At 58.7% G+C, this 22,369-nt stretch carries 23 protein-coding genes; 11 read left to right on the top strand and 12 right to left on the bottom strand.

What is annotated here, in order from left to right; genetic code table 11:
* On the bottom strand, positions 1–630 hold the full coding sequence (locus tag CQ041_RS05685; protein ID WP_060765967.1) for an NADPH-dependent F420 reductase: 630 nt from the start codon (positions 628–630) through the stop codon (positions 1–3).
* 109 nt (positions 631–739) lie between these two features.
* On the opposite strand from CQ041_RS05685, the gene CQ041_RS05690 reads away from it, so the two are divergent.
* Complete coding sequence (locus CQ041_RS05690; RefSeq protein ID WP_105521499.1) at positions 740–1,639, top strand: LysR family transcriptional regulator; 900 nt, start codon at positions 740–742, stop codon at positions 1,637–1,639.
* Between the two features lie 19 nt (positions 1,640–1,658).
* Here the strand turns inward: CQ041_RS05690 and CQ041_RS05695 are convergent, their stop codons facing one another.
* Complete coding sequence (locus tag CQ041_RS05695; protein ID WP_105521500.1) at positions 1,659–2,612, bottom strand: alpha/beta fold hydrolase; 954 nt, start codon at positions 2,610–2,612, stop codon at positions 1,659–1,661.
* 106 nt (positions 2,613–2,718) lie between these two features.
* Here CQ041_RS05695 and CQ041_RS05700 point away from each other — a divergent pair, with 106 nt between their 5' ends.
* Both CQ041_RS05700 and CQ041_RS05705 read left to right on the top strand, forming a co-directional pair.
* On the top strand, positions 2,719–3,627 hold the full coding sequence (locus CQ041_RS05700) for a LysR family transcriptional regulator (protein WP_105521501.1): 909 nt from the start codon (positions 2,719–2,721) through the stop codon (positions 3,625–3,627).
* A 138-nt stretch (positions 3,628–3,765) separates the two neighbouring features.
* Positions 3,766–4,560 (top strand): SDR family NAD(P)-dependent oxidoreductase, encoded by a 795-nt coding sequence (locus CQ041_RS05705; RefSeq protein ID WP_105521502.1) that lies wholly within the window; start codon positions 3,766–3,768, stop codon positions 4,558–4,560.
* A gap of 7 nt (positions 4,561–4,567) precedes the next feature.
* Here CQ041_RS05705 and CQ041_RS26720 read toward each other — a convergent pair whose 3' ends face one another.
* The 5 genes from CQ041_RS26720 to CQ041_RS05725 all read right to left on the bottom strand — a co-directional run bounded on the left by CQ041_RS26720 (position 4,568) and on the right by CQ041_RS05725 (position 7,333).
* A complete protein-coding gene (locus CQ041_RS26720) occupies positions 4,568–5,080 on the bottom strand; it encodes an MFS transporter (RefSeq protein ID WP_308701281.1) in 513 nt (170 codons plus the stop codon).
* 14 nt (positions 5,081–5,094) lie between these two features.
* Positions 5,095–5,910, bottom strand: coding sequence for an MFS transporter (locus tag CQ041_RS26725; RefSeq protein ID WP_308701282.1), 816 nt, complete (start codon positions 5,908–5,910; stop codon positions 5,095–5,097).
* A gap of 100 nt (positions 5,911–6,010) precedes the next feature.
* Positions 6,011–6,625, bottom strand: coding sequence for a nitroreductase family protein (locus tag CQ041_RS05715; protein ID WP_105521503.1), 615 nt, complete (start codon positions 6,623–6,625; stop codon positions 6,011–6,013).
* A 70-nt stretch (positions 6,626–6,695) separates the two neighbouring features.
* On the bottom strand, positions 6,696–7,049 hold the full coding sequence (locus tag CQ041_RS05720) for a putative quinol monooxygenase (RefSeq protein ID WP_105521504.1): 354 nt from the start codon (positions 7,047–7,049) through the stop codon (positions 6,696–6,698).
* Between the two features lie 86 nt (positions 7,050–7,135).
* Complete coding sequence (locus tag CQ041_RS05725) at positions 7,136–7,333, bottom strand: 4-oxalocrotonate tautomerase family protein (protein WP_003445639.1); 198 nt, start codon at positions 7,331–7,333, stop codon at positions 7,136–7,138.
* Between the two features lie 148 nt (positions 7,334–7,481).
* Between CQ041_RS05725 and CQ041_RS05730 the strand changes: the two genes are divergently transcribed.
* Complete coding sequence (locus tag CQ041_RS05730; RefSeq protein ID WP_105521505.1) at positions 7,482–8,384, top strand: LysR family transcriptional regulator; 903 nt, start codon at positions 7,482–7,484, stop codon at positions 8,382–8,384.
* Positions 8,385–8,399: 15 nt separating this feature from the next.
* Here CQ041_RS05730 and CQ041_RS05735 read toward each other — a convergent pair whose 3' ends face one another.
* Positions 8,400–9,299 (bottom strand): LysR family transcriptional regulator, encoded by a 900-nt coding sequence (locus tag CQ041_RS05735; protein WP_105521506.1) that lies wholly within the window; start codon positions 9,297–9,299, stop codon positions 8,400–8,402.
* A gap of 143 nt (positions 9,300–9,442) precedes the next feature.
* On the opposite strand from CQ041_RS05735, the gene salA reads away from it, so the two are divergent.
* The 6 genes from salA to CQ041_RS05765 all read left to right on the top strand — a co-directional run bounded on the left by salA (position 9,443) and on the right by CQ041_RS05765 (position 16,133).
* Entirely contained in the window at positions 9,443–10,726 is a 1,284-nt protein-coding gene (salA, locus tag CQ041_RS05740) for a salicylate 1-monooxygenase (protein ID WP_105521507.1), read from the top strand.
* A gap of 66 nt (positions 10,727–10,792) precedes the next feature.
* On the top strand, positions 10,793–11,731 hold the full coding sequence (gene catA, locus CQ041_RS05745; RefSeq protein ID WP_105521508.1) for a catechol 1,2-dioxygenase: 939 nt from the start codon (positions 10,793–10,795) through the stop codon (positions 11,729–11,731).
* A 41-nt stretch (positions 11,732–11,772) separates the two neighbouring features.
* The gene (locus CQ041_RS05750; protein ID WP_105521509.1) at positions 11,773–12,921 is read left to right on the top strand and encodes an NAD(P)-dependent alcohol dehydrogenase; all 1,149 of its coding nucleotides are present in this window, start codon (positions 11,773–11,775) and stop codon (positions 12,919–12,921) included.
* Between the two features lie 29 nt (positions 12,922–12,950).
* Positions 12,951–14,402: an aldehyde dehydrogenase gene (locus CQ041_RS05755; RefSeq protein ID WP_105521510.1), complete on the top strand. Its 1,452-nt coding sequence runs from the start codon at positions 12,951–12,953 to the stop codon at positions 14,400–14,402.
* Between the two features lie 121 nt (positions 14,403–14,523).
* Positions 14,524–15,447 (top strand): transporter, encoded by a 924-nt coding sequence (locus CQ041_RS05760; protein ID WP_105521511.1) that lies wholly within the window; start codon positions 14,524–14,526, stop codon positions 15,445–15,447.
* 131 nt (positions 15,448–15,578) lie between these two features.
* The gene (locus tag CQ041_RS05765; protein WP_105521512.1) at positions 15,579–16,133 is read left to right on the top strand and encodes a cytochrome b; all 555 of its coding nucleotides are present in this window, start codon (positions 15,579–15,581) and stop codon (positions 16,131–16,133) included.
* A 43-nt stretch (positions 16,134–16,176) separates the two neighbouring features.
* Here CQ041_RS05765 and CQ041_RS05770 read toward each other — a convergent pair whose 3' ends face one another.
* Positions 16,177–17,091 (bottom strand): LysR substrate-binding domain-containing protein, encoded by a 915-nt coding sequence (locus CQ041_RS05770; RefSeq protein WP_105521513.1) that lies wholly within the window; start codon positions 17,089–17,091, stop codon positions 16,177–16,179.
* 321 nt (positions 17,092–17,412) lie between these two features.
* Between CQ041_RS05770 and CQ041_RS05775 the strand changes: the two genes are divergently transcribed.
* A complete protein-coding gene (locus CQ041_RS05775; RefSeq protein WP_105521514.1) occupies positions 17,413–17,847 on the top strand; it encodes a MarR family winged helix-turn-helix transcriptional regulator in 435 nt (144 codons plus the stop codon).
* Between the two features lie 194 nt (positions 17,848–18,041).
* Here CQ041_RS05775 and CQ041_RS05780 read toward each other — a convergent pair whose 3' ends face one another.
* The 3 genes from CQ041_RS05780 to CQ041_RS05790 are packed head-to-tail and all read right to left on the bottom strand — an operon-like array spanning position 18,042 to position 22,269.
* Entirely contained in the window at positions 18,042–19,562 is a 1,521-nt protein-coding gene (locus CQ041_RS05780) for an MFS transporter (protein ID WP_105521515.1), read from the bottom strand.
* A gap of 11 nt (positions 19,563–19,573) precedes the next feature.
* Positions 19,574–20,764, bottom strand: coding sequence for an efflux RND transporter periplasmic adaptor subunit (locus tag CQ041_RS05785; RefSeq protein WP_105521516.1), 1,191 nt, complete (start codon positions 20,762–20,764; stop codon positions 19,574–19,576).
* Positions 20,761–22,269, bottom strand: coding sequence for an efflux transporter outer membrane subunit (locus CQ041_RS05790; RefSeq protein WP_105521517.1), 1,509 nt, complete (start codon positions 22,267–22,269; stop codon positions 20,761–20,763). The genes CQ041_RS05785 and CQ041_RS05790 overlap by 4 nt, the downstream gene beginning before the upstream one ends.
* Between the last annotated feature and the right edge of the window lie 100 nt (positions 22,270–22,369).

The raw sequence follows: 22,369 nt of genomic DNA on the forward strand, positions 1-22,369 counted from the left end.
TTACTTGCTAAGCCATACCGGGGCGATGGACGTGCCCAGGCCGGCGCCATAGCCGAGGTAGATGTTCAGGCCTGCCAACGGCTCCAGGTAGCGAGCGTTGATCAGTGCGCCGGTGTCGACGGTGTTCCAACCCAGGCTGCGAGCCAGGGCTATGGCCGTCTGCTTGGCGCGTTCACTGTCACTGGCCACGAATACGCTGCCACGCTGGTCATTGGCGAACGTCGGCCCATCGCCCAGCACCTGAGCAAATAAGGTGTTGAAGGCTTTGACGACCTGGGCCTGTGGCACTGCCTTGGCGATTTCTTCGCTGGCGCTGGTGACGTGGCCGATGGTCAGCGACATGTAATCGGCGCTGAGCGGGTTGGTGATATCGATGATGACCTTGCCGCTCAGATCGCCCAGGCTCTGCAGCGCCGCGACGGCGTCTGCGTAGGCCGTGGCAAGCACCACCACATCACTGTCGCCCAGCGCCTGCTCGGCGGTAAAGGCAGTGACCTGTTCGAACTGGGCTGCCAGCGCTTCTGCTTTCTGGATGTCACGCCCCGTAATACGGACCACGTGACCGGCGCCAGACAGTTGCTTGGCGAACGCTGAACCCATGTTGCCGGTACCCACTACTGTAATTTTCATATCGACCTCTTAAGCGTTGGTGTGTGTTTCGATGGGCTCAGTTTATAGATTGAGATTTTGAGATAAATAAGGCCAAATGTGATTGATAGTTCCACTAAGTGAGACAGTGATGGACAGAGCGTTGGAGATGCAGGTGTTCTGCACCGTGGTCGACAAAGGTACTTTCGTAGGCGCGGCCGACACCCTGGAAATGTCCAAGGCGGCCATCTCGCGTTATGTGAGTGCCCTTGAGGAACGCCTGGGGGCGCGGCTGCTGCATCGCACCACGCGCAAGCTCTCGCTGACGGAGGAGGGTAGGCAGTTCTACCATCAGGCACGGGAGGTGCTGGCCCTGATGGATCAGGCAGAGGAGGCTGTATCGTCTGCAGCGCCGGAACCCAGCGGTGTGTTGCGGGTGAATGCGCCGGTCAGTTTCGGCGTTTTGCACCTTGCGCCGCTGTGGGGGGCGTTCATGAGTGCGCACCCGAACGTTGAGTTGGATATCAGTTTGAATGACCGTTTGGTCGACCTGGTGGATGAGGGCTTCGACGCTGCGATACGCATTGCGCGCATGGAGAATTCATCGCTGGTTGGGCGGCGGCTGGCTGGCACGCGTATGTGCCTGTGTGCGTCGCCCGATTACCTGGCGAGCCATCCCCCGCTGCGTACACTGGCGGACCTGGCTGAACACGGCGTCATCGCCTATACCAACTTTGCGACGGGTAATGAATGGCAATTCGACGGGCCCGATGGTCGCGTCAGCGTGCGCACCCGGTCGAGCGTGCGCTGCAACAATGGCGATACGTGCCGCAGTATCGCCCTTGCGGGTGGTGGGATTGCCTTGCAGCCAAGCTTTATGGTCGGTGAGGATTTACGCAGCGGAGCCTTGGTGGAAATCCTGCCTGAATACCGCTCCATCGAGTTAGGCATTTACGTGGTTTATCCCACGCGCAAGCACCTGGCGAGCAAGGTGCGGGCGCTGATCAGCTTTCTGGCTGAACGGTTCGCCGATCCCGAGTGGGAGCGCTAGAGGGTTAAATTGACGCGTATCAGGACTGCTGCAAGAAGCTGTGCAGGTCGGCGGCAAACTTTTGTGGATTCTTGAACGCCAGAAAGTGGTCGCCCTGTTCGGCCTTGTCGTACACATGCAGTACCGAATCGCGGATCACTGAGCTCATCCACCTCTGACTGTCCAGCCAGTCACTGTATTCCCCGGTGAATATCGCGGTGGGCACGTCGATCTTCGTTTGGATGACGTCTCGCCAATCGTTGGTGACATGATCGAAAAGCACCAGTCCGGTGAACGCCATGTCGTCGTTTATGGCCGCCTGGACCAGGCTGATTGCATTGTGAAAATATGCTGAGTCGAGTGCCATTGCGCGCTCTAGCACGCGAGTTCGTGAAATCAACTGGTTGGTCGGTGTCATGTTCACGTAGGCGTCGATCATGCGCTCCGGTGAGGTGGTGAAAGCCCCAGCGTCCAGTCGCTGCTGTTCTGTCCAATCGGCGTGACAGTAGACTGAAGGTGCCTGGTCGATAATGCTCAGGGTGCGAATACCTTGGGTTCCGAACAAGTCGATGTACGCCCACATCACCGACGCCCCCATCGACCAACCGCAATAGTGCGCTTCAGGCACACCCAGGTGCTCGGCAAACTCTTTGACATCCATGGCATAGCGGGAAATACGGTTGCCCGACGCGGTTTTTTCGGAAAAGCCCTGGTTGCGCACATCCAGCACATAGACGTGATAGTGCTTGCTGAGGATATGCATGAGGTGAAAATACATCGCACCGTTGGCCGACCAACCCGGGATGAAAATCAACGGTTGCCCTTCACCTGCTTCCCAATACGCCAGATTGACGCGGTCACTGGTGCTGAAGCTGCTGACTTTAAGCTCGGGAAAGTCCGAGGCGCGGAAGGCCTGGCCAATGATTTCGTTGGGAAAGTAAAAGTCTTCGCCGAGCAGGGCGGGGAGTGATTGCTTGATCAGGGGGTACTTCACGGTCCAATCCTGTGTCGATTCAAATGACGGTCGAGCGACGATAGGGCTTGGACAGTTCGAGGATAAATACCCAAAATGCCGGAACATTCGAAACGGATTATTGGTAATGGATCGTCTGAGCAGTATGGCGGCATTTGTCAAAGCCGTTGAAATGGGGTCATTCAGTGCGGCGGGTGATGCGTTGCAGATGTCGGCGCAACTGATTGGCAAACATGTACATCATCTTGAGCAGCACCTCGGTGTGCGCTTGCTCAACCGTACTACGCGCAGGCAAAGCCTCACCGACTTTGGCCGCGAGTTTTACGAGCGTTGCAAATTCATCCTGGCCGAAGTTGAAACCGCCGAAAACCTCGCAGCGCATACCCAGGCTGCGCCAAGCGGACGACTGCGCATCAACGCGCCCGTCAGTTTTGGTATGCAGTCCCTTTCGCCCTGCCTGCCGGCCTATATGGAGGCCAATCCTCAGGTGAGCGTAGAACTGAGCCTGGCCAATAGTGCCGTGGATCTGATCGATGAGGGCTTTGATGTGGTGTTCAGAGTCGGGGTGTTGGCCGACAGTGGCTTGGTTGCCAAGGCACTGGCACCTTACAGGCTAGTGTTGTGCGCCGCGCCTTCTTACCTTGAAGGCAAGACCCCGATAGAGACGCCTTGGGACCTGCAGAATCATGAGTGCCTGGGGTTTTCCCACACTGAGTTGCGCACGCATTGGACGTTCAATGGGCCTGAAGGAACCGTCGTTGTTCCCGTCGGCAGCCGGTTCATGGCCGATCACGGCGAACCGCTGCTGTGCGCCGCCCTGGCGGGGCTGGGGATACTGCTCCAGCCAGTGGAACTGGTGCGAAAGTCGCTGCTTGCTGGGGCGCTCGTCACGTTACTGCCGGATTACCCGCCACCCAGTCGCCCTTTGCACGTGCTGTATGCCCCCGACCGCCAGCTCACCCCCAAGCTCCGCAGTTTCCTTGACTTCGCCATGCAGAACTTCGGAGCTGACGCCGTAGAACCTGAGTCCTTTTGAAACAGGCTGTTGTAGATCACCAACCGGAATTGACATTTATCCAGGAGCGGCTAAGCCATACAGTGGCCGCTTTGTTTTCTACATAACGGTAGGAACTGATGGCGGGCATAAGGCCCGTACATTCTTGATGGAGAAATGATGAATATCCAACTGAAGACGAAACGCGCGCTGGTTACCGCTTCGACTGGCGGCATCGGTTTTGCGGTGGCCAAGGGGCTTGCCGAGGCAGGCGCCGCCGTCGTCGTCAATGGTCGCAGTGAAGGCTCAGTGAATGCAGCGGTTGCCCGCCTGCTGGCAGAAGTGCCGGGGGCCAGTATCAGTGGTGTGGCGGCAGACCTAAGCACCGCGCCAGGAGTGGCAACCTTGTTGGCCGGTATCAGTGATATCGACATTTTGGTAAACAACGCCGGTATTTACGAGCCGCTGGATTTCTTCGAAGCCGGCGATGACGTGTGGGACGACTACTGGAATACCAACGTGATGTCAGGCGTTCGCTTGAGCCGTGCGCTGCTGCCTGCCATGGTTGATCGCGGGTGGGGACGGGTGGTGTTCGTTGCGTCCGAGTCGGCACGCAACATTCCTGCGGACATGATTCACTATGGCGTCTCCAAGACGGCCCAATTGGCACTCGCCCGTGGTTTGGCGAAACGTGTTGCGGGCAGTGGTGTGACCGTCAATAGCGTGCTGCCAGGCCCTACGCTGTCGGACGGCGTCGCGGACATGATGAAAGGTGAAGTCGAACGCACCGGCAAATCCCTGGAAGCGGTGGTTGCCGAATTTGTCATGGCGCATCGCCCAAGCTCGATCATCCAACGCGCTGCCAGCGTTGAGGAAGTGGCTAACATGATTGTCTATGTCTGTTCTACGCAGGCATCGGCCACCACCGGCGCTTCGTTGAGAGTCGACGGTGGTGTGGTAGACGATATCGTCTAACCGGCCTTCACGGCTGTCGGGACACGTACAGGTTGACCCCTATACAGACCAGCAAGGCGAACGCAGACAACAGCATTGCGTTCGCCATCCCTTGCGAGAACGACGCTGCATCATCATGCGCAATCAGTATTCCCGAGACGGCAACGCCTAACACGCCGCCCAGTTGTCTGGCCGAAGCCATCAACCCCGAAGCAATCCCCGCATCGTGCTGCGTCACGGATGACAGCATCGCATTGGTAATGGACGGCACCGACATTGCGCTACCAATACCCACCAGCATCAGTGCGCCGTTGAGCAGCCAAGGTGAGGCTTGCGCCGTGATTTGCGACAGCACCAGGAACCCGACGATCTGCACGCTAAAACCCGTGGTGATGATGCGCGTGGCGCCAAAGCGTTTGGCGAAGCGAGAGGAGAGCAGGGTTGAAAGGGTCAGCACCGCCGTCAAGGGGATGAACGACACCCCGGTTTTGAACGCGTCGTAATGCAGGAAGGTTTGAAAGTAGATGCTGAAGACGAACACTGCGCCGTAAAACGTCAGATTGATCGCAGCGCCATGCTCCCCAGCACCTTGTTGCTGGCAAGGCGTGCCGGAAGCATGGGGTGTTGGACGCGACGTTCGATCACAACGAACGCTACCGCACAGGCCAGCGCGACGCTCATGGCCGTCAATGTCTGCAGGCTCCAGCCTTGTGCGCTCGACTCGGTCAAGCCATAGGTCAAGGATGCAAGGCATAAGGCAATGCTGATTTGGCCCGGAATGTCGATGTGCTTATCCACCCGTGGGGACGTGGGTGCGTATCGCAGGATAAGCGTGATCGCCAGCAGGCCGATTGGGATATTCAGCAGAAACACACTGCGCCAACCGAAGTACTCGATCATCAGGCCGCCGATTACCGGCCCGGCAGCCAGCGCAATTCCGCCGCAGGCTCCCCAGAGCGCGACAGCGGAGCGGCGTCGGTCCGGGTCTTGAAATGACACGCGGATCAGCGTCAATGAAGTGGGTATGAGCAGCGCGGCGCCCATGCCTTGGATCACTCGCATCGAGATCAGGAGTTTCATGCTGCTGGCTAAGCCGCAGCCGATGGAGGCGAGGGTAAAAATCGCAAAACCCGCCGCGAAGACGGTTTTTGCACCCCACTTGTCACCCCATGCGCCGCCCAGAATCAGCAAGGCAGAGAAGGGCAAGGCGTAACTGTTGATGACCCACTGCAAGCCTGTAAGGTCTGCGTTGAAGGCGGCTTTAAGCGCCCCCAGCCCGACGTTGACAACGCTGACATCGAGTTGCACGACGAGAAAGCCCAGGCAGGCAGCGATTAAAATGGCGCGTAATGAAGCAGGTGATTGAGTCATGGCATTCGTGGTTCACAGCCTGTGGCAGTCGTGGTTGTGAGTCGATCGACCCATGTGCGTGCATGCCTGGCGTGAACCAGGCATGCACAGCGGCAGAGGCTTAAACGAATTGCAATACGTCGTTCACGGCTTTACGCGGCTTTTGTGGCCAGTTGGCTGCGCCCGGGTAGCCAACGGTGATCAACATCACCGGTACTTCTTCATCGGAGAGACCAAACTCCTTGGCCACTGCGGCCTGATCAAAACCGATCATGGGCGTCGAAACCAGGCCTTGGCCCTTGGCGGCTAACATCAGGGTCATCGCCGCGAGTGAGCCAGAGCGAATGGCTTCGTCGCGCTGCAATTGAGCGTTTTCCTGATACATGCCTTGCGCCGCACCTACCCACATGTCGTAGATCGCCTGGTCAATGATTCCGGCGTCCAGGGTTGGCTTCAAGGCTGCCGGCAGGGTCACATGCGGGTTCAGGGTCCCGCAGACAATAAAGGTCACGGCGGCATCCATGACCTTTTGCTGGCCGAAAGCCAATGGCAGTAGACGCGCTTTGGCTTCGGTGCTGCGCACGGCCAAAAACTTCCAGTTTTGCAGGTTAAAGGCGGAGGGCGCGTGGGTGGCCAGGTTGACCAGTTCGGCGACCTGGGCGTCCGTCAACGAACGTTCAGTGTCGTAGCTGTTGGCGGAGATGCGGGACTTAATAACTTCTGCGATAGCGGACATGATGGTCTCTGTGCGGGATAGGTTTGCGCAGGACACAGTTGTCACTCTTGAGCCTGCGCCTTGTTTCAACTCAGCGGCTGAAACCGTCGAATGGGGTCATGTAAACGGCGCCGAACGGGTCCAGGCGCTTGCGGATTTCGGCGTCGGGTGTGCCGTAGACCACGAGGCTGGTGATGGTGCACAGCTCCAGGAAACGGTGGCCGAACGGCGCGAATGTGGTGTCGACATGGCTGACCACGGCATCCACGTTATAACGCTCGAGGATGTGCACGGTGCTGTTGTCTTCATTGACACTGTATTCGTACACCAATGTGCCAGGCTCGGCGCGGGTGGCGGCAACGATGGTGGCGATCAGTTCCTTGAATTCAGCGAACTCTGCGGGTTTGACCGCAAGGGAGAACAGGCAGGAAATATGGGGATGCATGGGGGTGGTCTCCGGCAGGTTTACGACAAATACCTGCACGGCAGCATCGCTGGATCAGCCGGTGCATGCGGTGCAGGTCAGGGGCGTCAGGACTTTTCGGGGGCTTCCCCGAATAGCTTGCCGGCGCCGGCCCAATCCGATGCGGCGACGTCTTCGAAAATCACGTAGATGTAATTGGCATCGGTACCGGTGTGTTTAACGATGCTTTCGGTGATATCAGCTGCAACAGCAGCTTTCTGCGCGTGTTCTTTACCTTCGAACCAGCTCACACGTACGACGGGCATGATGTATTCCTTCTAGGACATTGATCTGGGAGGTGCGCGAAGTGCACCGTTGTCTGACTGGAATCCATCGTACTGTTGAATGAAGTGGCGATAAACGGCCTGCAACTATAATCTGGGTAGATCAAAACTCTACAATGACAGGTGTAGCATGGTTCCTATCGACTCCTTCCAGGGCGTGATCACCTTCGTCGTGGCGGCGCGCTCCTCGAGCTTTACCCAGGCAGCCGAGCGTTTGGGGTTGTCCAAATCTGCCGTGGGCAAGGCCATCGCGCGCTTGGAAGAACGGCTGGGCACGCAGTTGTTCCATCGCACCACCCGCAGGATTTCCCTTACCGCCGATGGCGAGGCCTACTTCGCAGCCTGCTCTACGGCGCTGGAGGAGATTGGTACCGCTGAAAGCGGGCTGGGCCCCGGTGGCGGTGAACCCTCGGGCCGCTTGCGGGTGGATATTCCGGTGGCGTTCGGACGTCGGGTCGTCGCGCCACTGTTGTTTGAGATCGCCAACAAATACCCGGCGCTTCAATTGAGCCTGACGTTTTCCGATCACTTGGTGGACCCTTTTGAAGAGGGTATCGATTTGTTGGTGCGCTTCGGCGAGTTGCAGGACACCAGCGGCCTGGTAGCACGGCGATTGACCCGTCAACGCTGGGCGGTCTGTGCGTCACCTGGCTACCTTGCGCGCTTCGGAACCCCGCAAACCCTGGAAGAGCTGACCCAGCATCGCTGCATCGTCGGCCATCGGCGCGGCCAGCCGCTTTCATGGCGAGTGATGCAAGCGGGTAAAACCGTGCGTTACGCGCCCCCTTCAACCCATCAGATTGGCGATGGCGAAGCCATGATTCTGGCCGCCGTGGCCGGTGCCGGCCTGTGCCAAATGCCGCGTAGCCTGTTCCAGGATGATATCGCGGCGGGCAGGCTGGTCGAGGTGCTGCAAGCCTATGAGCCTGAAGCGGTGGATGTGCATGCGGTGTGGCCCAAAGTGTCGCACCTTCGCCCCAAGGTTCGGTATGTGGTCGACGAGTTGGTCAAGTTGTGCGCGCATTGGCAGTAAAGGCTGCACGCGCCGTTAATCGCTGAACAGGTCGAACATCAGTTGTCGGAACCATTTATTGGTAGGGTCCCGGTTGTATTTGCCGTGCCAGAACAAGTTGATGGCAATCTCGGGCAAGGGCAACGGGACCGGCAGGCTGGTAAGCCCGAACGGCTGCGCGCAGCTGTTGGCGAACCGCTCGGGAACGGTCGCAATCAAGTCGGTGTTTTGCAGGATATGCCCGACCGCTACAAAGTGCGGCACTTCCAAGCGAATCTCACGTTGCAGACCCGCACGCTGCATATGCGTGTCGATTTCGCCATGGCCGGTGCTGGCCGCAACGATCCTGACGTGCCCAAACTCACAGAAACGCTCACGGGTCATGGGCTGTTGGGTCAAAGGGTGGTCTTTTCTGCACAGGCACACATAGCGATGGTGGAACAAACGCCGCTGGTAAAAGCCCGCTTGCAGGTCTGGCAGCAGCCCCACGGCCAGATCCACCTCGCCACTGGCCAGGCTTTCATATAGCTGGGCATTGCTTCGAAGCGTACTCACCGAAATGCCTGGGGCCAGTTTGAGCAGCGCGTCGATCAGGCGCGGCACGAAATAAATCTCCCCGATGTCGGTCATCGCAACCACAAAGCGTTTTCGGCTGGTCGCCGGATCGAATTCGTCGTGGCGGTTTATCGCACCGTGCAACAGGCCGATCGCTTGGGATACCGGCTCTGCCAGTTGCACTGCGAATGGGGTTGGCTGCATCCCGTTTGGGGTTCGCACGAACAGCTCATCGTTGAACGTGGTGCGCAGACGCTTCAACGCATTGCTGACGGCCGGCTGAGTCAGGCCAAGGCTTTCAGCCGACACAGAAACACTTCGGTCTACCAGCAATTGGTTGAAGATCACCAAAAGATTCAGGTCCAGCTCGCGCAGATTCATCGTGGTTTCTCTCGGACACAGGTGCGGGTGAGGTCATTTTTATATTCACGCTGGTGATAGTTTGTATGGAGGGCAGGGCATTTATCAATGGTTTGTGAATAGTCATGATCGGGCTATTCCAAAAACAAACATAAGGTTCTCCCATGACTAGCCCTCATTCTGTCTTGCAAGTGGGCATCGTCGGCGGCGGTATCGCTGGCGTGGCCTTGGCACTTGATCTCTGCCGTCATCCGCACCTGGACGTGACGTTATTTGAAGCCGCACCTGCCTTCGGTGAAGTGGGTGCTGGTGTTTCGTTCGGCGCAAATGCCGTGCGCGCTATTGAAGGCCTGGGAATCGGCACGCCCTACGAGCGTATTGCTGACCGCACCCCACAACCCTGGCAAGACATTTGGTTTGAATGGCGCCGCGGCGTGGATGCCGGTTACCTGGGTGCCAGCATCGCTGATGGCGTGGGCCAGTCCTCCGTGCACCGCGCCGATTTCCTCGATGCATTGGCCCAGCAACTTCCGGACGGCATTGCCCGCTTCGATAAGCGCGCCGTCAGCGTGCGTGAGGCAGGCGATAGGGTCAGCGTTCAATTCACCGACGGCACTGACTACGAATGTGACCTGTTGATCGCTGCCGACGGTATCAAATCATCCCTGCGCGACTATGTGCTCCAGGGCCTGGGCCTGCCTCTTGTCGCACCTCGGTTCAGCGGTACCTGCGCTTACCGCGGCATGATTGATAGCGAGCAACTGCGCCAGGCCTATCGCGCGGCTGGCGTCGATGAGCACCTGATCAATGTCCCGCAAATGTACTTGGGGCTCGACGCCCACATCCTCACGTTCCCGGTCAAGCAAGGTCGGTTGATCAATGTGGTGGCTTTCGTCTCCGATCGCTCCAAGCCCAACCCGGTGTGGCCGCAAGACACGCCTTGGGTCAAGAGCACCACTCAGGCACAGATGCTGAAGGCGTTCGCGCACTGGGGCGATGCTGTACGGGTACTGCTCGAATGCATCCCTGCGCCAACGCTGTGGGCGCTGCATGAACTGGATGAGCTTGCAGGCTACACCCATGGCCGTGTCGGCCTGATCGGTGACGCCGCCCACGCCATGTTGCCGCATCAAGGCGCAGGCGCCGGCCAAGGGCTTGAAGATGCTTGGTTACTTGCGCGCCTGTTGGGCGACCCGCGAGTCCTTGAGAGCAACGCCCAAAAGGTTTTGCAGGTGTATGACGAGATCCGCCGGCCGCGCGCGTGCCGGGTGCAACGCACGTCTTGGGAAGCGGGCGAACTCTACGAATTCCGAGCCCCGCATGTTGAAGGCCAGGAGTCTCTGTTGTCGACCACGTTGGCCAGTCGTTTCGATTGGCTGTGGAACCACGATATGCAATCGGACCTGGCACAGGCCCGTACTCGGCTCGGGTGGGCCGAGGCTGTTTGAAGTGCATACGGCACCAGCACTCAGTGACTGGCGCGCTAGACCCACAATAAAAAAGGTGAAACGACCATGACCGTCAGTATTTCAAAGACCCCCGATATGCTTGAATTTTTCCGCGATGCAGCCGGATTGAAAAACGCCGCTGGCAACCCGCGCAACAAGCGCATCGTGCTGCGTATTCTGCAAGAGACCGCCAGGCTCATTGAAGAGCTGGAGATCACCGATGATGAGTTCTGGGCCGCAGTCGAATACATCAACCGACTCGGCAAGAGCAACGAGGCGGGGCTGCTGGCGGCAGGCTTGGGCGTCGAGCATTTCCTCGACCTGCTTAACGATGCCAAGCAAGCCGAGGCCGGTCGCACCGGAGGCACGCCGCGCACGATTGAAGGGCCCCTCTATGTAGCGGGCGCACCGCTGCGCGAAGGTTTTGCGCGGATGGACGATGGCGCGGAAGACGGTATCGCCACCCCGTTTTTCGTTGAAGGACAAATCCTGGATCTGCAAGGCCAACCTATCGCGGGGGCCCTTGTCGATTTGTGGCAAGCGGACAGCAAAGGCAACTACTCGCACTTCGATAAAAGCCAATCCGAATACAACTTGCGCCGGCGCATCGTGACCGATGCTGACGGGCGCTACCGTGTCCGGAGCATCGTGCCTTCGGGCTACGGCTGCAACCCTCAAGGCCCGACCCAGGAATGCCTCAATCACCTGGGACGCCATGGCCAGCGCCCTGCGCATATCCATTTCTTCCTGTCGGCCCCCGGTTATGAGCACCTCACTACCCAAATCAACCTGTCCAACGACAAGTACCTTTGGGACGACTTTGCCTATGCCACCCGTGATGGGTTGATCGGCGAAGTGCAGTTCATCGACGACCAGGCGCTGTCCGCTGCCCATGATGTGCCAGGGCGTTATGCACACATGACTTTCGATTTTCAGTTGCGCCCGGCAACCAGCCTGGAAGCGCAACAGCGCAGCAATCGCCCGCGTGCACTGCAAACCGCGTAGGTCGACACAGTCAAACCTGAACGATTAAAGAGGATAAGTAGATGTCCCAAAGCACCCTTGCACCCATTGAAATCAAAGTTGCCGTATTGCGTGAGGCCGGGAGCAAACTCCAGCTTGAACGTGCAGAACTGGGCGTCCCGCGCGCTGATGAAGTGCGCGTGCGTATTGTCGCGACCGGTGTTTGCCACACTGATATGGTCGTGCGTGACCAGCTGTTTCCGACGCCGTTGCCAATCGTGCTGGGCCATGAAGGTTCGGGAATTGTGGAGTCGGTAGGGGCTGCGGTGACCACCATCGCCCCCGGTGATCACGTGGTCATGACCTACATGTCATGTGGTTTGTGCCTGCCTTGTGAAACCGGGCACCCCGCGCATTGCTCCCATATGCACCCGCTGAACTTCGGCGGCGGGCGGCTGGATGGCAGTACCTCGACCTGCAGCTGCGACAACGCGGCGCCCATCCATGACCACTTCTTTGGCCAGTCTTCGTTCTCGACCTATGTGATCGCCAGTGAGCGTAGCGTGGTGAAAGTGTCGAAAAAGGCGCCGTTGGAATTGCTGGGGCCACTGGGGTGCGGCATTCAGACGGGGGCGGGGTCGGTGCTCAAGGCCCTGCAAGTCGAGGCAGGCGCCAGCTTTGCGGCATTTGGCGCCGGCGCCGTAGGCCTGGCGGCGGTGATGGCGGCCAAAGTGGCAGGTGCTACGACGATTATTGCCGTCGATGTAACCCCCAGCCGCTTGAGCCTTGCGCTTGAAGTGGGGGCGACTCACGTGATCAACAGCCGTGAAGAGGACCCGGTGCAACGCATTCGTGAAATCACCGGCGGCGGCGTGAACTACAGCCTTGAATGCTCCGGTCGTGCAGAAGTGCTGCGCCAGGCCATCGACGCGCTCACAACCCTGGGCACCTGTGGAATCGTCGGGGCGACGAAAATGGGCACGGAAGTGGCGTTCAACATCAATGATGTGATGATCCCCGGCAAGCGAATCATGGGCATTGTCCAGGGCGACGTGGTTGCCAACGCGTTTATTCCCACGTTGGTCGACCTGCACCTGCAAGGCCGCTTCCCGTTCGACAAACTGTGCCGGTTTTACACCTTTGACCAAGTCAACGAAGCCATGGCGGACAGCGAAAGCGGCATCACCATCAAACCGATTCTGCGCATGCCGGTCGCGGGCGATCAGGCGTGATTTCTCAGGCTCACTCAAAGGACCTCTTGATGACTGTTCAACTCGTAATCGACAACGTCGCGCAATCGGCTTCAAACGGTAAGACCTATCAGCGTATCGACCCGATCAGCGGCAAGGTCGTTACCACGGGTGCCGCCTGCAGTGTGGACGACGCGCGCAACGTTGCGGCCTCTTCGCAGCAAGCGTTCAAGACGTGGTCGAAGGTCGGCCCAACCGAGCGGCGCCGGCTGCTGCTGGCCGCCGCTGATGCGCTAGAAGGCAAGAAGGAGCTGTTTTGCACCGTGATGGCCGAAGAAATCGGTGCGTCGCGTTTATGGTCACAGTTTAACGTGGGCGCGTCAGCCAATTTGTTGCGCGAAGCCGCGGCGTTGACCACGCAAATCAAGGGAGAAACACTGGCGACCGACAAGCCGGGTGCTTTATCCATGACCTTGCGTCAGCCCGCCGGTACGGTGTTGAGCATCGCGCCATGGAACGGTCCGGTGATCCTGGGTACGCGCTCCATTGCGTATCCCTTGGCCTGCGGCAATACCGTGATCTTCAAAGGTTCGGAGAACAGCCCGCGTACCCATGAACTGCTAGCCCAGGCCTTCTATGACGCAGGTTTCCCGCCGGGTGTGGTGAACTTCATCATCTCGGCCCCTGAAGATGCCGGTGCCGTCACCGAAGTCTTGATTGCCCACGACACAGTCCGTCGAGTGAATTTCACCGGCTCGACCAATGTGGGCCGAATGATCGCCCAGACTTGCGCCAAACATCTCAAGCGTTGCTTGCTGGAGTTGGGCGGCAAGGCGCCGTTTATTGTGCTGGAGGATGCTGACCTGGACGGTGCGGTTAATGCTGCCGTATTCGGGGCTTTCCTGTACCAAGGGCAAATTTGCATGTCGACCGAGCGGTTTGTGGTCGATGAAGCGGTTGCCGACACCTTCGTCGCCAAGTTCGCAGAACGCATTCGTGGTTTGGAGCAGGGCAGTCCCGTGACCAATCCTGCCAGTGTGGTAGGCCCGATGATCGCCCACGGTTCGGTTCAACGCATTAATCAGATGCTCGATGATGCCATTGGCAAAGGCGCCGAGATTGTGGCCGGTGGGCTGGCGGAGCAGGCGCAGATGGCGCCGACCTTGGTCGATCGCGTGACGTCGGCCATGGAAATCTACGATGAGGAAACCTTCGGCCCCGTGACCACGGTGGTGCGTGTGAAAGGTGCCGAGCAGGCACTGGAAGTCGCCAATGACACGGCATTTGGCCTGTCTTCGGCGATTTTCAGCCGTAACGTCAGCCTCGCCCTCGACCTGGCCAGCCGCCTGGATGCCGGTTGCGTGCACATTAACGGCGCGACCGTCCAAAACGAACCCCAGGCTCCTTACGGTGGCATGAAGAACAGTGGCTATGGCCGTTTTGACGGTAGCGCAGTCATTGAGGAATTCACCGAAGTGAAGTGGGTCACGGTCGAGCCTTCCGACCAGCCTTATCCGTTCTAACGACAACGCTTACAGGCCGGCTCCACGGAGCCGGCGCTTACTACGCCTGAACAGAACACGGCACTCCGGGTGTCGCGCCCGGTGCTGCCTGCGAATTCTCAACGCACCTATGGTTGCCACAATGAATAATAAAAAAACCGTTGCCGCTGTCACTGTCCTGTCCAAAATGCCTGCATTGACGGCGGGCTGCGCGCTGGCATTTTGTCTGCCTGCCGCCCAGGCTACTGAGGGGGGTGGTTCGTCCTACCCCATGGGTGCCGAAAACTACATGACCGGGGCCATGCCGCCTCCGGGGTTCTACACGCAGGTGTTTGCAGAGCGTTATCGCGCCGATCGGCTTCTGGACAACCGGGGCAAGTCGGCGGTGGATGATTTTCATCTGAGCGCCGATGTGATTGCTCTGCGGTTGATCTGGGTGACTGAGCAAAAGGTCCTCGACGGCGACCTGGCATTCCACCTCAACGTCCCCCTGGTCGACCTGCGCGTGGACGTGAATGGCCAGCACCAGAAGAAAACAGGCATGGGCGATATCATCTTTGGCCCCGCGCTCGGTTATCACTACAGTGATAAATTCCATGCGATCTACGCGCTGGATATCTTCGCGCCGACCGGCCGTTATGACCGCGGGGATCTGGCGAATATTGGCCGCAATTACTGGGCGTTCGAGCCAATCGCCGCATTCTCGTACGTTGATCCTGCGGGGGTGAATGCCGACATCAAAGTGATGTATGACTTCAATCTGCGCAACCGCGCCACCGACTATCGCTCTGGGCAGGAACTGCACGCTGACTACGCGCTGGGTTGGGGCTTGGGTAATGGCTGGGTCGTGGGCGTTGGGGGCTACATGTATCGACAGACCACCGACGACCACCAGGACGGCGCACGCATTGAGGACAATCGCGGGCGCGCGTTTGCCATTGGCCCGTCAATCAAGTACGCGAGCAGTTCCGGCTGGTTTGTGACCGCCAAATGGCAAAAGGAAAGCGAGGTACGCAACCGTCCGGAAGGGGAGGCGTACTGGGTCAAGCTGACCATTCCTCTTTAGCGATAAGTAGAGATTTTTTCTACGCAGCGGCGATTTTGTCGGCGTTTATCCCTGCTGAAAAGCTCTATAGGATCGCATCGCGCGCGTACTGCGTGGATTGCATCAGGCATTTAGAGAGTAGGGATGAAACGATGACGGTATCAAAAACCGAGGGCTATACCGGCACTGCCAAGTGGCTGCACTGGGGAATGGCCTTGATTTGGCTCGGCAGTTGGTGTGTGGGTATTCTCGCCAGCCATTGGCGTGAGGAGCTCAACCCTCACCACGAGCTGACATTTCTACACAAGGCGGTGGCCAGCACCTTGCTCTTTCTGATTGTGCTGCGGGTGTTCTGGCGCTTGATCAAACGCCCACCCGCATTGCCTGCCAGCATGAGCCCGCTGATGCAGCGCGGGGCGGTGCTGGGGCATGTGCTTTTGTATGCGGTGGCTTTGATGGCGCTGCCGGTGTCTGGCTGGTATTGGAGTTCGGTGGCGGACAAGGCCATTCTGGTTGCTGGTCTGTTTGTGTTGCCGCCATTAGTCGCGCCCAATCCTGACCTCTATGACTTGGCCAAGCTGATCCACACATGGACTGCCTGGTTCTGCGCAGCGCTGGTTGGCGGGCATGTGCTGATAGCGCTCAAGCACCACTTTGTCGACAAAGACGAGATCCTCAAGGGCATGCTGCCCGCATCGAAGCGTTAAATCGCCAGCGATAGAGGGCGAAAAAATATAGCGGCGCCAAGTATCAGTCGCTGCTCCTGTCACTCATGTACTGCTCCAGCTTCTTGCGTAGCCATCGCTCGGCGGGGTCGGTGTCCATCACGCTCAGCCAGACCATATCCAGTTCCAGTTCGGGTGTAATGAAGGGCAGGGGCTCTCCGTGGAGCAGCCCTGACTGGCTCAGCGCCCCGCTCAAATAATCGGGTAGGTTACACAGCAGGTCGGTGCCGGCCATGATCGCCGGCAGCGTGGTGTACTGGGGGACGGAAAGCACCGCACGGCGTTTTTGGCCCACTGCTGCGAGCCACTCATCGGCAAAGCTGGAGATATTGGCTACGTGCGACACCACAACGTGCGGACGAGCGCAGTACTCCTCCAGCGTCAGCGCTGTGCCTGGCGCGTCCGCTCGCACCACCATGGGCTTCATGGTCCGCAACAGTTTTCGCTTGGCGTTGGCTGGCAACTCTTTTGTCAGGCAGACGCCGACGGTTATGTCACCGGCTATCAGCAGTTCGGAAATATTCCAGTAGTTGGCCTGCTTGATGACGATTACCACGTTGGGCGCTTCCACACGCAGTGCCGCTAGAAAGCCGGGTAACAGGCCGTACTCGACGTCATCGGAGAGTCCGATACGGAACGTCATCGCGCTGCTGGCGGGGTCGAAGTCCCGGGTCAGGCTCAGCGCGGTCGACATGGCGTCAAGGGCTGGCGAAAGATGAACGATAATTTCATTGGCGCGTGCGGTGGGCTCCATACGGTGGCCGACGCGGATGAATAACGGATCATTGAACAGTGCGCGCAGGCGATTCAATGCGGAGCTGATGGTGGGCTGCCCGAGAAACAGCTTTTCGGCCGCCCGCGTCACGTTCCGCTCGAGCATGAGGGTTTCAAACACCACCATCAAATTGATATCGGCCTTGCGCAGTTCATTTCGATTCATCGCTAACGCGTCCTTCTTTCGTCATCGTGCCTTCCTGGAGAAAAGCCTGGTAGCCAGTCTATGGACGCTGGCCGCATGCAGTCCAGCGATCTTCGATGACGCGCATCCCCATTACGTACAGCGCAGTGGCAAACACCGTGAAAACAGGGTGAGGAGATTTTTAACTTAGATGGCCGTTATCGACATTCACAATTAGGTATCTCGGCCGTGACTGCCAATACTGCGTCGCCGTTTGTTGGCAGGCATGGGCGACGTGAGAGCTTCCCGGCACGCCTAATCCAGGCGCCAAGAACTCAAATAACCGTAGGCACAGAGGCATTGATGAACGTTTCGTATTTTAAAATCAATCACCTTATCAGCGATGCCTACGGCTTATTGCAGCGGTGCACGCAAGAGGGACTTGAAGGGTTCGATTTGAGTGTAGGGCAGTTTCGTTTATTGGAAGCTCTCGTATCCGGTCGAGCCTGCTCGCCTGCGCAATGCAGTCGTGCGATCAACCTTACGCCAGCAGCCGTGACCCCCATCATGGATAAGCTTGAAAGGCTGGGGCTGATTGTCAGGGTACGTGAGAGCGATGACCGCAGGTTCATTACGCTCAAGCTTTTGCCAGCAGGGGAGGCTATTTACCACAGCGCCGCCCAGGCGGTATCGGTTGCTTGGGCGGCTGCGCTTCAAACGGCGGCGGGTGATGATGTGAGATGGCTCAACCGGGCGATTCACCTCTACGCGCCGGGCTCTGAAAGTGAATTCCTGTGAATTCACTCTTTTGGCATCGCGCTTATCGTCAGGGTGCTCCCGGTTTTAGTGGACATCGAAAATTTGCTGAATGGTTCGCTTTCTGACGGGCCACCCATTGGAAGAGCATCACCTGTACTGATCCCCAACCGTTCTACCGGCCCTAACTGCGATGCAAATTGTGACTGCCCGGTTAACTCATCCCCCACGAGGCTTCACTTGAAGGTTTTCTGCATCACGGAAACCACCAGTGCAAGGCAGGCAACCCCAATGACCGCCCAAAAATATTCCATGCTGGCTACCAGCGTTGCCTGCTGATGTAGGCTTTGAGCAAGCGTTGCAAATGAAATCTGATTGGCTGGGCCGGTTCCTACTGCAGGCGTGAGTGCCTGTGCCAAGTGCTGGGTGGCTTCCTGGTACAACGCATCGCCCGCCTTGAAGTGCCCGTTGAGGTTGTTGTATTGCAGCGTTGTACGCCATTGCAGGAACAAGGTTGCGACCGTGGTGCCGATAGCCATGGCGATCTGCCCGAGCATGCTTTTGATCTGGTAGGCATGGGCGAACAAGGTGTCGTGATGGGTGACATCGCGAAACGTCTGCATGGCTGCGGTGGCGAGTACCAGCATCACAAAGCAGCCGTTGAGCACCAGCGCGGGCAGGATATTGGTCCACATATTGGCGTCGAGGGTCAGTGACGCCAACAGCAGGCCAAAGATGATCAGGGCGGCGAAGCCAACTACAAAGAACTTTTTGGGTGCCGGGTATTTGGGGATGATCAGCGCCATCGCAAACCAGGTGATCAACGCGCCGCCAAGACCAAATGCCTGGAACGTGCCGATGGTATCCCATGAATAGCCAAGGCCAGTCTGCAGGAAAAACGGCAAGATGTAGTTGTTGCTGCCCAGCACGATATAGGTAAAGCAGAACAGGCCAACGCCAAGGATGTAGCGCGACTTCATCAAGTCTTTCACCTTGAGGAACGGCGCGTCTTTAGCGTGCTCGGCGTGGAAGAAAATATACACGCCGAGTGCGGCCAGTAACGCGAACGCCACCAGGATGATCGACTCGTTGTAGAAGTCGTAGTACGAACGCTGCAGCACATACAGCAGGAAAAAGGTACTGACAGCCAAGAGCAAAATATTGCCCGGACTGGATGGAGAGCGCTCGTCCTGGTGAATCGGTGCAGTGGGCAAGAACCGGGTGCACAGCACGCCCGCTGCCGTCGCCCCGGCGATCAGCAGCCAGAAGATGGCGTGCCAAGTGTCTTCAACCACGACCAGTGAGGACAGAAACGGCGCCGCCGCCGTGCCACAGGCAAGCCCCGTGGCAAACACCTTGATACCCACAAAGCGGCCGGGTCCCGCAGGCAGCAAATTGACCATCAGGCGCGCTGAGGTCATGAAGGATGCACCGCCTAGCGCCATGATCACGCGCCCGACGGTAAAGGTGGTCAAGCTACCGCTGACCCCACACACCAGCGCACCCGACACGTAAACACTGATGGAGCCCAGCATGAAGTTGCGCCAGCCAAGTCGCTCAACCAACCAGCTCTGCTTGGAAATGACCACCACCGCAATACACGCATAGAGCGCTGCCACCAAGGTGAACTCTTCTGGGCTTGCGTCGATCTCGCCGCGAATCGGGGCGGAGGCGAAGGCGATCATGCCGGCTTGCAGATACTCAAGTGCACACAGCAGACCGACAGTAATCAGAAGCGCAGCGTTTTTCCGGTACATGAAGGTCCCCGTCAAGGCTTCAAACGCTGAGCAATTTGCCCACGGTCGTCGTTCGCACTGATCACGCGTTCCACCACGTCATTGGCGTCCTTGAGCTCGTTTTCAAACACGTTGGTGCTGTAGGCAGGTTGCAACGGTGATTTGTTGTTGAGGACCTGGCCACTGGTATCAGTGGTGTCAACCGACACGCGCATGGACAGGCCCAGTCGCAGCGGGTTGACGGCAATCTCGTCTGGTTTCAACGCAATACGCACGGGCACGCGCTGGGTGACTTTGATCCAGTTGCCCGTGGCGTTTTGCGCAGGCATCAACGAAAACGCACTGCCGGTCCCCGCATCCAGCCCCACGATGGTGCCGTGGAAAACCACTTTGCGCCCGTATGCATCGGCGCGCAGCACGGCGGGTTGGCCAATGCGCAGATCCTCGATTTGTGATTCCTTGAAATTGGCATTCACCCACACCTGGTCAATGGGCACCACGGACATGAGCGCCACCCCGGGATTGATGCGCTGACCCACTTGCACATTGCGCTTGGTGATCAAGCCGCTGACGGGCGAGTAGATCTGCGTGCGGTGCAGGGCAATATAGGCATCGCGCAAGTTGGCGGCCGCCACCAATACATCGGGATGGGTGCGCAGCGTGGTGTTATCGACCATGGCCAGGCGCACTGCCAAGGCATGTCGGCTGCCATCAAGGCCGGCCACGGCGTTTTTGAGGACTTCCTCGGCGTGGCTGATTTCTTCGCGGGACACCGCACCGCTGGCGGCCAGTTGGCTGCGTCGGCGCACATCGTCCTGGGCCTTGCGCACGTCATTCTGGCGCTGGCTGACTTCCGCTTGCAGCTGCTGTACCTGGTAATACTGGGTGCGCGCCTGACGTACGGCTCGGGCCAGGTTGGACTGGGCGCGCTGATACTGGATCTCGGCATCTACAGGGTTTAGCGTTACCAATGGCGCATGCGCGTCGATATGGTCGGTGTTGTCACCACTGATCACCGTGACGGTGCCGCTGACCTGGGACGTGACCTGAACAATGTTGCCATCGACGTAGGCATCGTCGGTGGCCTCACTGCCCAGCCCAAAGAGATACCAGCCGCCCAATGCCAGCAGGAGCAGTGCGATACCCACGATCAGCAGCCACTGCGCGCGGTAGGACGGTTTGGTTTGGGCGGTATCGACAGAGGTGGGCGTTGGGGTGCTCATGATTGATCAACTACACTAGGAAGGGTGGGCGCATTCGCGGAGAACTCAGGGCGGTAACCGCCCCCAAGCGCTCGGCTTAAGTTGGCTTGCAGCGACAGGGCGCGTGATTGCAAGGTGACCAGCTGGCGTTTCTGGACGAGCGTCGCGTTTTGCGTGGACAGCACTTGCAAGTAAGTGGCCAGCCCCGCGCCGTAGCGCAAATTGACCAGGTCGGAGGCGGCCTGTGCGGTGTCCACAGCTTCCTGCTGCTGAGCCATGCGCTCCTTCAGCCAGCGCAAGGAGGCCAGTTGATCGGCGATATCGCGCAGCGCATCGACGACGGTCTGGTTGTAGTTTTCCACCGCGAGGTCGTAGGCGGCGTCTTGTGCATCCAGGTTGCCGCGCAAACGGCCGCCTTCAAAGATCGGCAGGCTGATCGCTGGCGAAAAACCGAGGATTCGGCTGCTGTGATCGTTGAACGTATCGAACGCCAGGCTTTGCAAGCCGACAAACGCCGTCAGGTTTACATTTGGATAGAAGCGCGCCTTGGCCACCTCAATCTCATGCCCCGACGCTTCGACGCGCCAGCGTTGAGCGACCACGTCCGGACGATGGCCCACCAGTTCGGCGGGTATATTGCTTGGTAGAACTACGCTGTCGCTGGCCCGCAGGTGAGGGCGGGCGATGGTACGGCCACGGTCGGGGCCTTGGCCCAGCAATGAGGCGAGCTTGTTTTGGTTGAGCTCAATCATCTCTTTGAGCGCGGCGATGTTGGCGCGGCTCGCTGGCAGCGACGCTTGTGATTGCTTGATATCGATCTGGGTGCCCAGTTCGGCGCTGAAACGTTGTTGCGTCAGTTTTTCAATATGCACTTGCTGGTCGAGTAACGCTTGCGCGACGTCCAACTGCTCGTAGGTGTCCTGCAAGGCGATGTAGGTTTGTACGATCGACGCCGACAGCATCAGCGCAGCCCCTCGGCTGTCCACCTCAACGGCATGGCGGCGCCCTACAGCGGCTTCGACGGCTGCGCGGTTCTTGCCCCAGAAATCCAGCTCATAACCCACGTTGAGCGTTGCCTGATCAACATTCTGCCAAGTGCCTTTCACCGGTGCCGGCGTGGTGCCGTTGGCGCTGAATCGTTCTCGAGTGGTGCTCGCCGAGCCGTCCACTCGCGGGAGCAGCGAAGCGCCTTCGATGGCCTCCAGTGCGCCCGCCTGGCGCACGCGGGCGGCCGCCGAGCGCAATGTCGGGCTTTGGGCGAGGGCCTCATTCACCAAACTGTCGAGTTGCTTGTCGTTGAAGCTGGTCCACCAGCTTTCCGTCGGCCAAGCGGCGGGCGAAAGGGTGATACCACTTTGGGCAAGGGTTTCTTCGGCATCGCCAGCAGCCTGCAACTGCGACTGGGGCTTCAAATCACGGTAGGAACAACCGGCCAGCAAGATCGACAGCACGAGCGCTGATACCTGAAGGACGGATGCACGCCTGGCATGAGCGGCCACCGACGTCGGGTGTTTTCGAATGTTCATCAACGCTGTTCTCTGGTGTGTAACCCATATGGGAATCGCCGTGGTGTCACCCATAAAACCGGCACTGTCGTAAGACACACCGGTTAGCAAGGACACGGCC

This window comes from Pseudomonas sp. MYb60, from assembly GCF_002979555.1.
Classification (GTDB): Bacteria; Pseudomonadota; Gammaproteobacteria; order Pseudomonadales; family Pseudomonadaceae; genus Aquipseudomonas.

Coding starts and splice junctions, on each gene's coding strand:
- CQ041_RS05685 (WP_060765967.1), bottom strand. CDS start 630: ATGAAAATTACAGTAGTGGGTACCGGCAACATGGGTTCAGCGTTCGCC.
- CQ041_RS05690 (WP_105521499.1), top strand. CDS start 740: ATGGACAGAGCGTTGGAGATGCAGGTGTTCTGCACCGTGGTCGACAAA.
- CQ041_RS05700 (WP_105521501.1), top strand. CDS start 2,719: ATGGATCGTCTGAGCAGTATGGCGGCATTTGTCAAAGCCGTTGAAATG.
- CQ041_RS05705 (WP_105521502.1), top strand. CDS start 3,766: ATGAATATCCAACTGAAGACGAAACGCGCGCTGGTTACCGCTTCGACT.
- CQ041_RS26725 (WP_308701282.1), bottom strand. CDS start 5,910: ATGACTCAATCACCTGCTTCATTACGCGCCATTTTAATCGCTGCCTGC.
- CQ041_RS05715 (WP_105521503.1), bottom strand. CDS start 6,625: ATGTCCGCTATCGCAGAAGTTATTAAGTCCCGCATCTCCGCCAACAGC.
- CQ041_RS05720 (WP_105521504.1), bottom strand. CDS start 7,049: ATGCATCCCCATATTTCCTGCCTGTTCTCCCTTGCGGTCAAACCCGCA.
- CQ041_RS05725 (WP_003445639.1), bottom strand. CDS start 7,333: ATGCCCGTCGTACGTGTGAGCTGGTTCGAAGGTAAAGAACACGCGCAG.
- CQ041_RS05730 (WP_105521505.1), top strand. CDS start 7,482: ATGGTTCCTATCGACTCCTTCCAGGGCGTGATCACCTTCGTCGTGGCG.
- CQ041_RS05735 (WP_105521506.1), bottom strand. CDS start 9,299: ATGAATCTGCGCGAGCTGGACCTGAATCTTTTGGTGATCTTCAACCAA.
- salA (WP_105521507.1), top strand. CDS start 9,443: ATGACTAGCCCTCATTCTGTCTTGCAAGTGGGCATCGTCGGCGGCGGT.
- catA (WP_105521508.1), top strand. CDS start 10,793: ATGACCGTCAGTATTTCAAAGACCCCCGATATGCTTGAATTTTTCCGC.
- CQ041_RS05750 (WP_105521509.1), top strand. CDS start 11,773: ATGTCCCAAAGCACCCTTGCACCCATTGAAATCAAAGTTGCCGTATTG.
- CQ041_RS05755 (WP_105521510.1), top strand. CDS start 12,951: ATGACTGTTCAACTCGTAATCGACAACGTCGCGCAATCGGCTTCAAAC.
- CQ041_RS05760 (WP_105521511.1), top strand. CDS start 14,524: ATGAATAATAAAAAAACCGTTGCCGCTGTCACTGTCCTGTCCAAAATG.
- CQ041_RS05765 (WP_105521512.1), top strand. CDS start 15,579: ATGACGGTATCAAAAACCGAGGGCTATACCGGCACTGCCAAGTGGCTG.
- CQ041_RS05770 (WP_105521513.1), bottom strand. CDS start 17,091: ATGAATCGAAATGAACTGCGCAAGGCCGATATCAATTTGATGGTGGTG.
- CQ041_RS05775 (WP_105521514.1), top strand. CDS start 17,413: ATGAACGTTTCGTATTTTAAAATCAATCACCTTATCAGCGATGCCTAC.
- CQ041_RS05780 (WP_105521515.1), bottom strand. CDS start 19,562: ATGTACCGGAAAAACGCTGCGCTTCTGATTACTGTCGGTCTGCTGTGT.
- CQ041_RS05785 (WP_105521516.1), bottom strand. CDS start 20,764: ATGAGCACCCCAACGCCCACCTCTGTCGATACCGCCCAAACCAAACCG.
- CQ041_RS05790 (WP_105521517.1), bottom strand. CDS start 22,269: ATGAACATTCGAAAACACCCGACGTCGGTGGCCGCTCATGCCAGGCGT.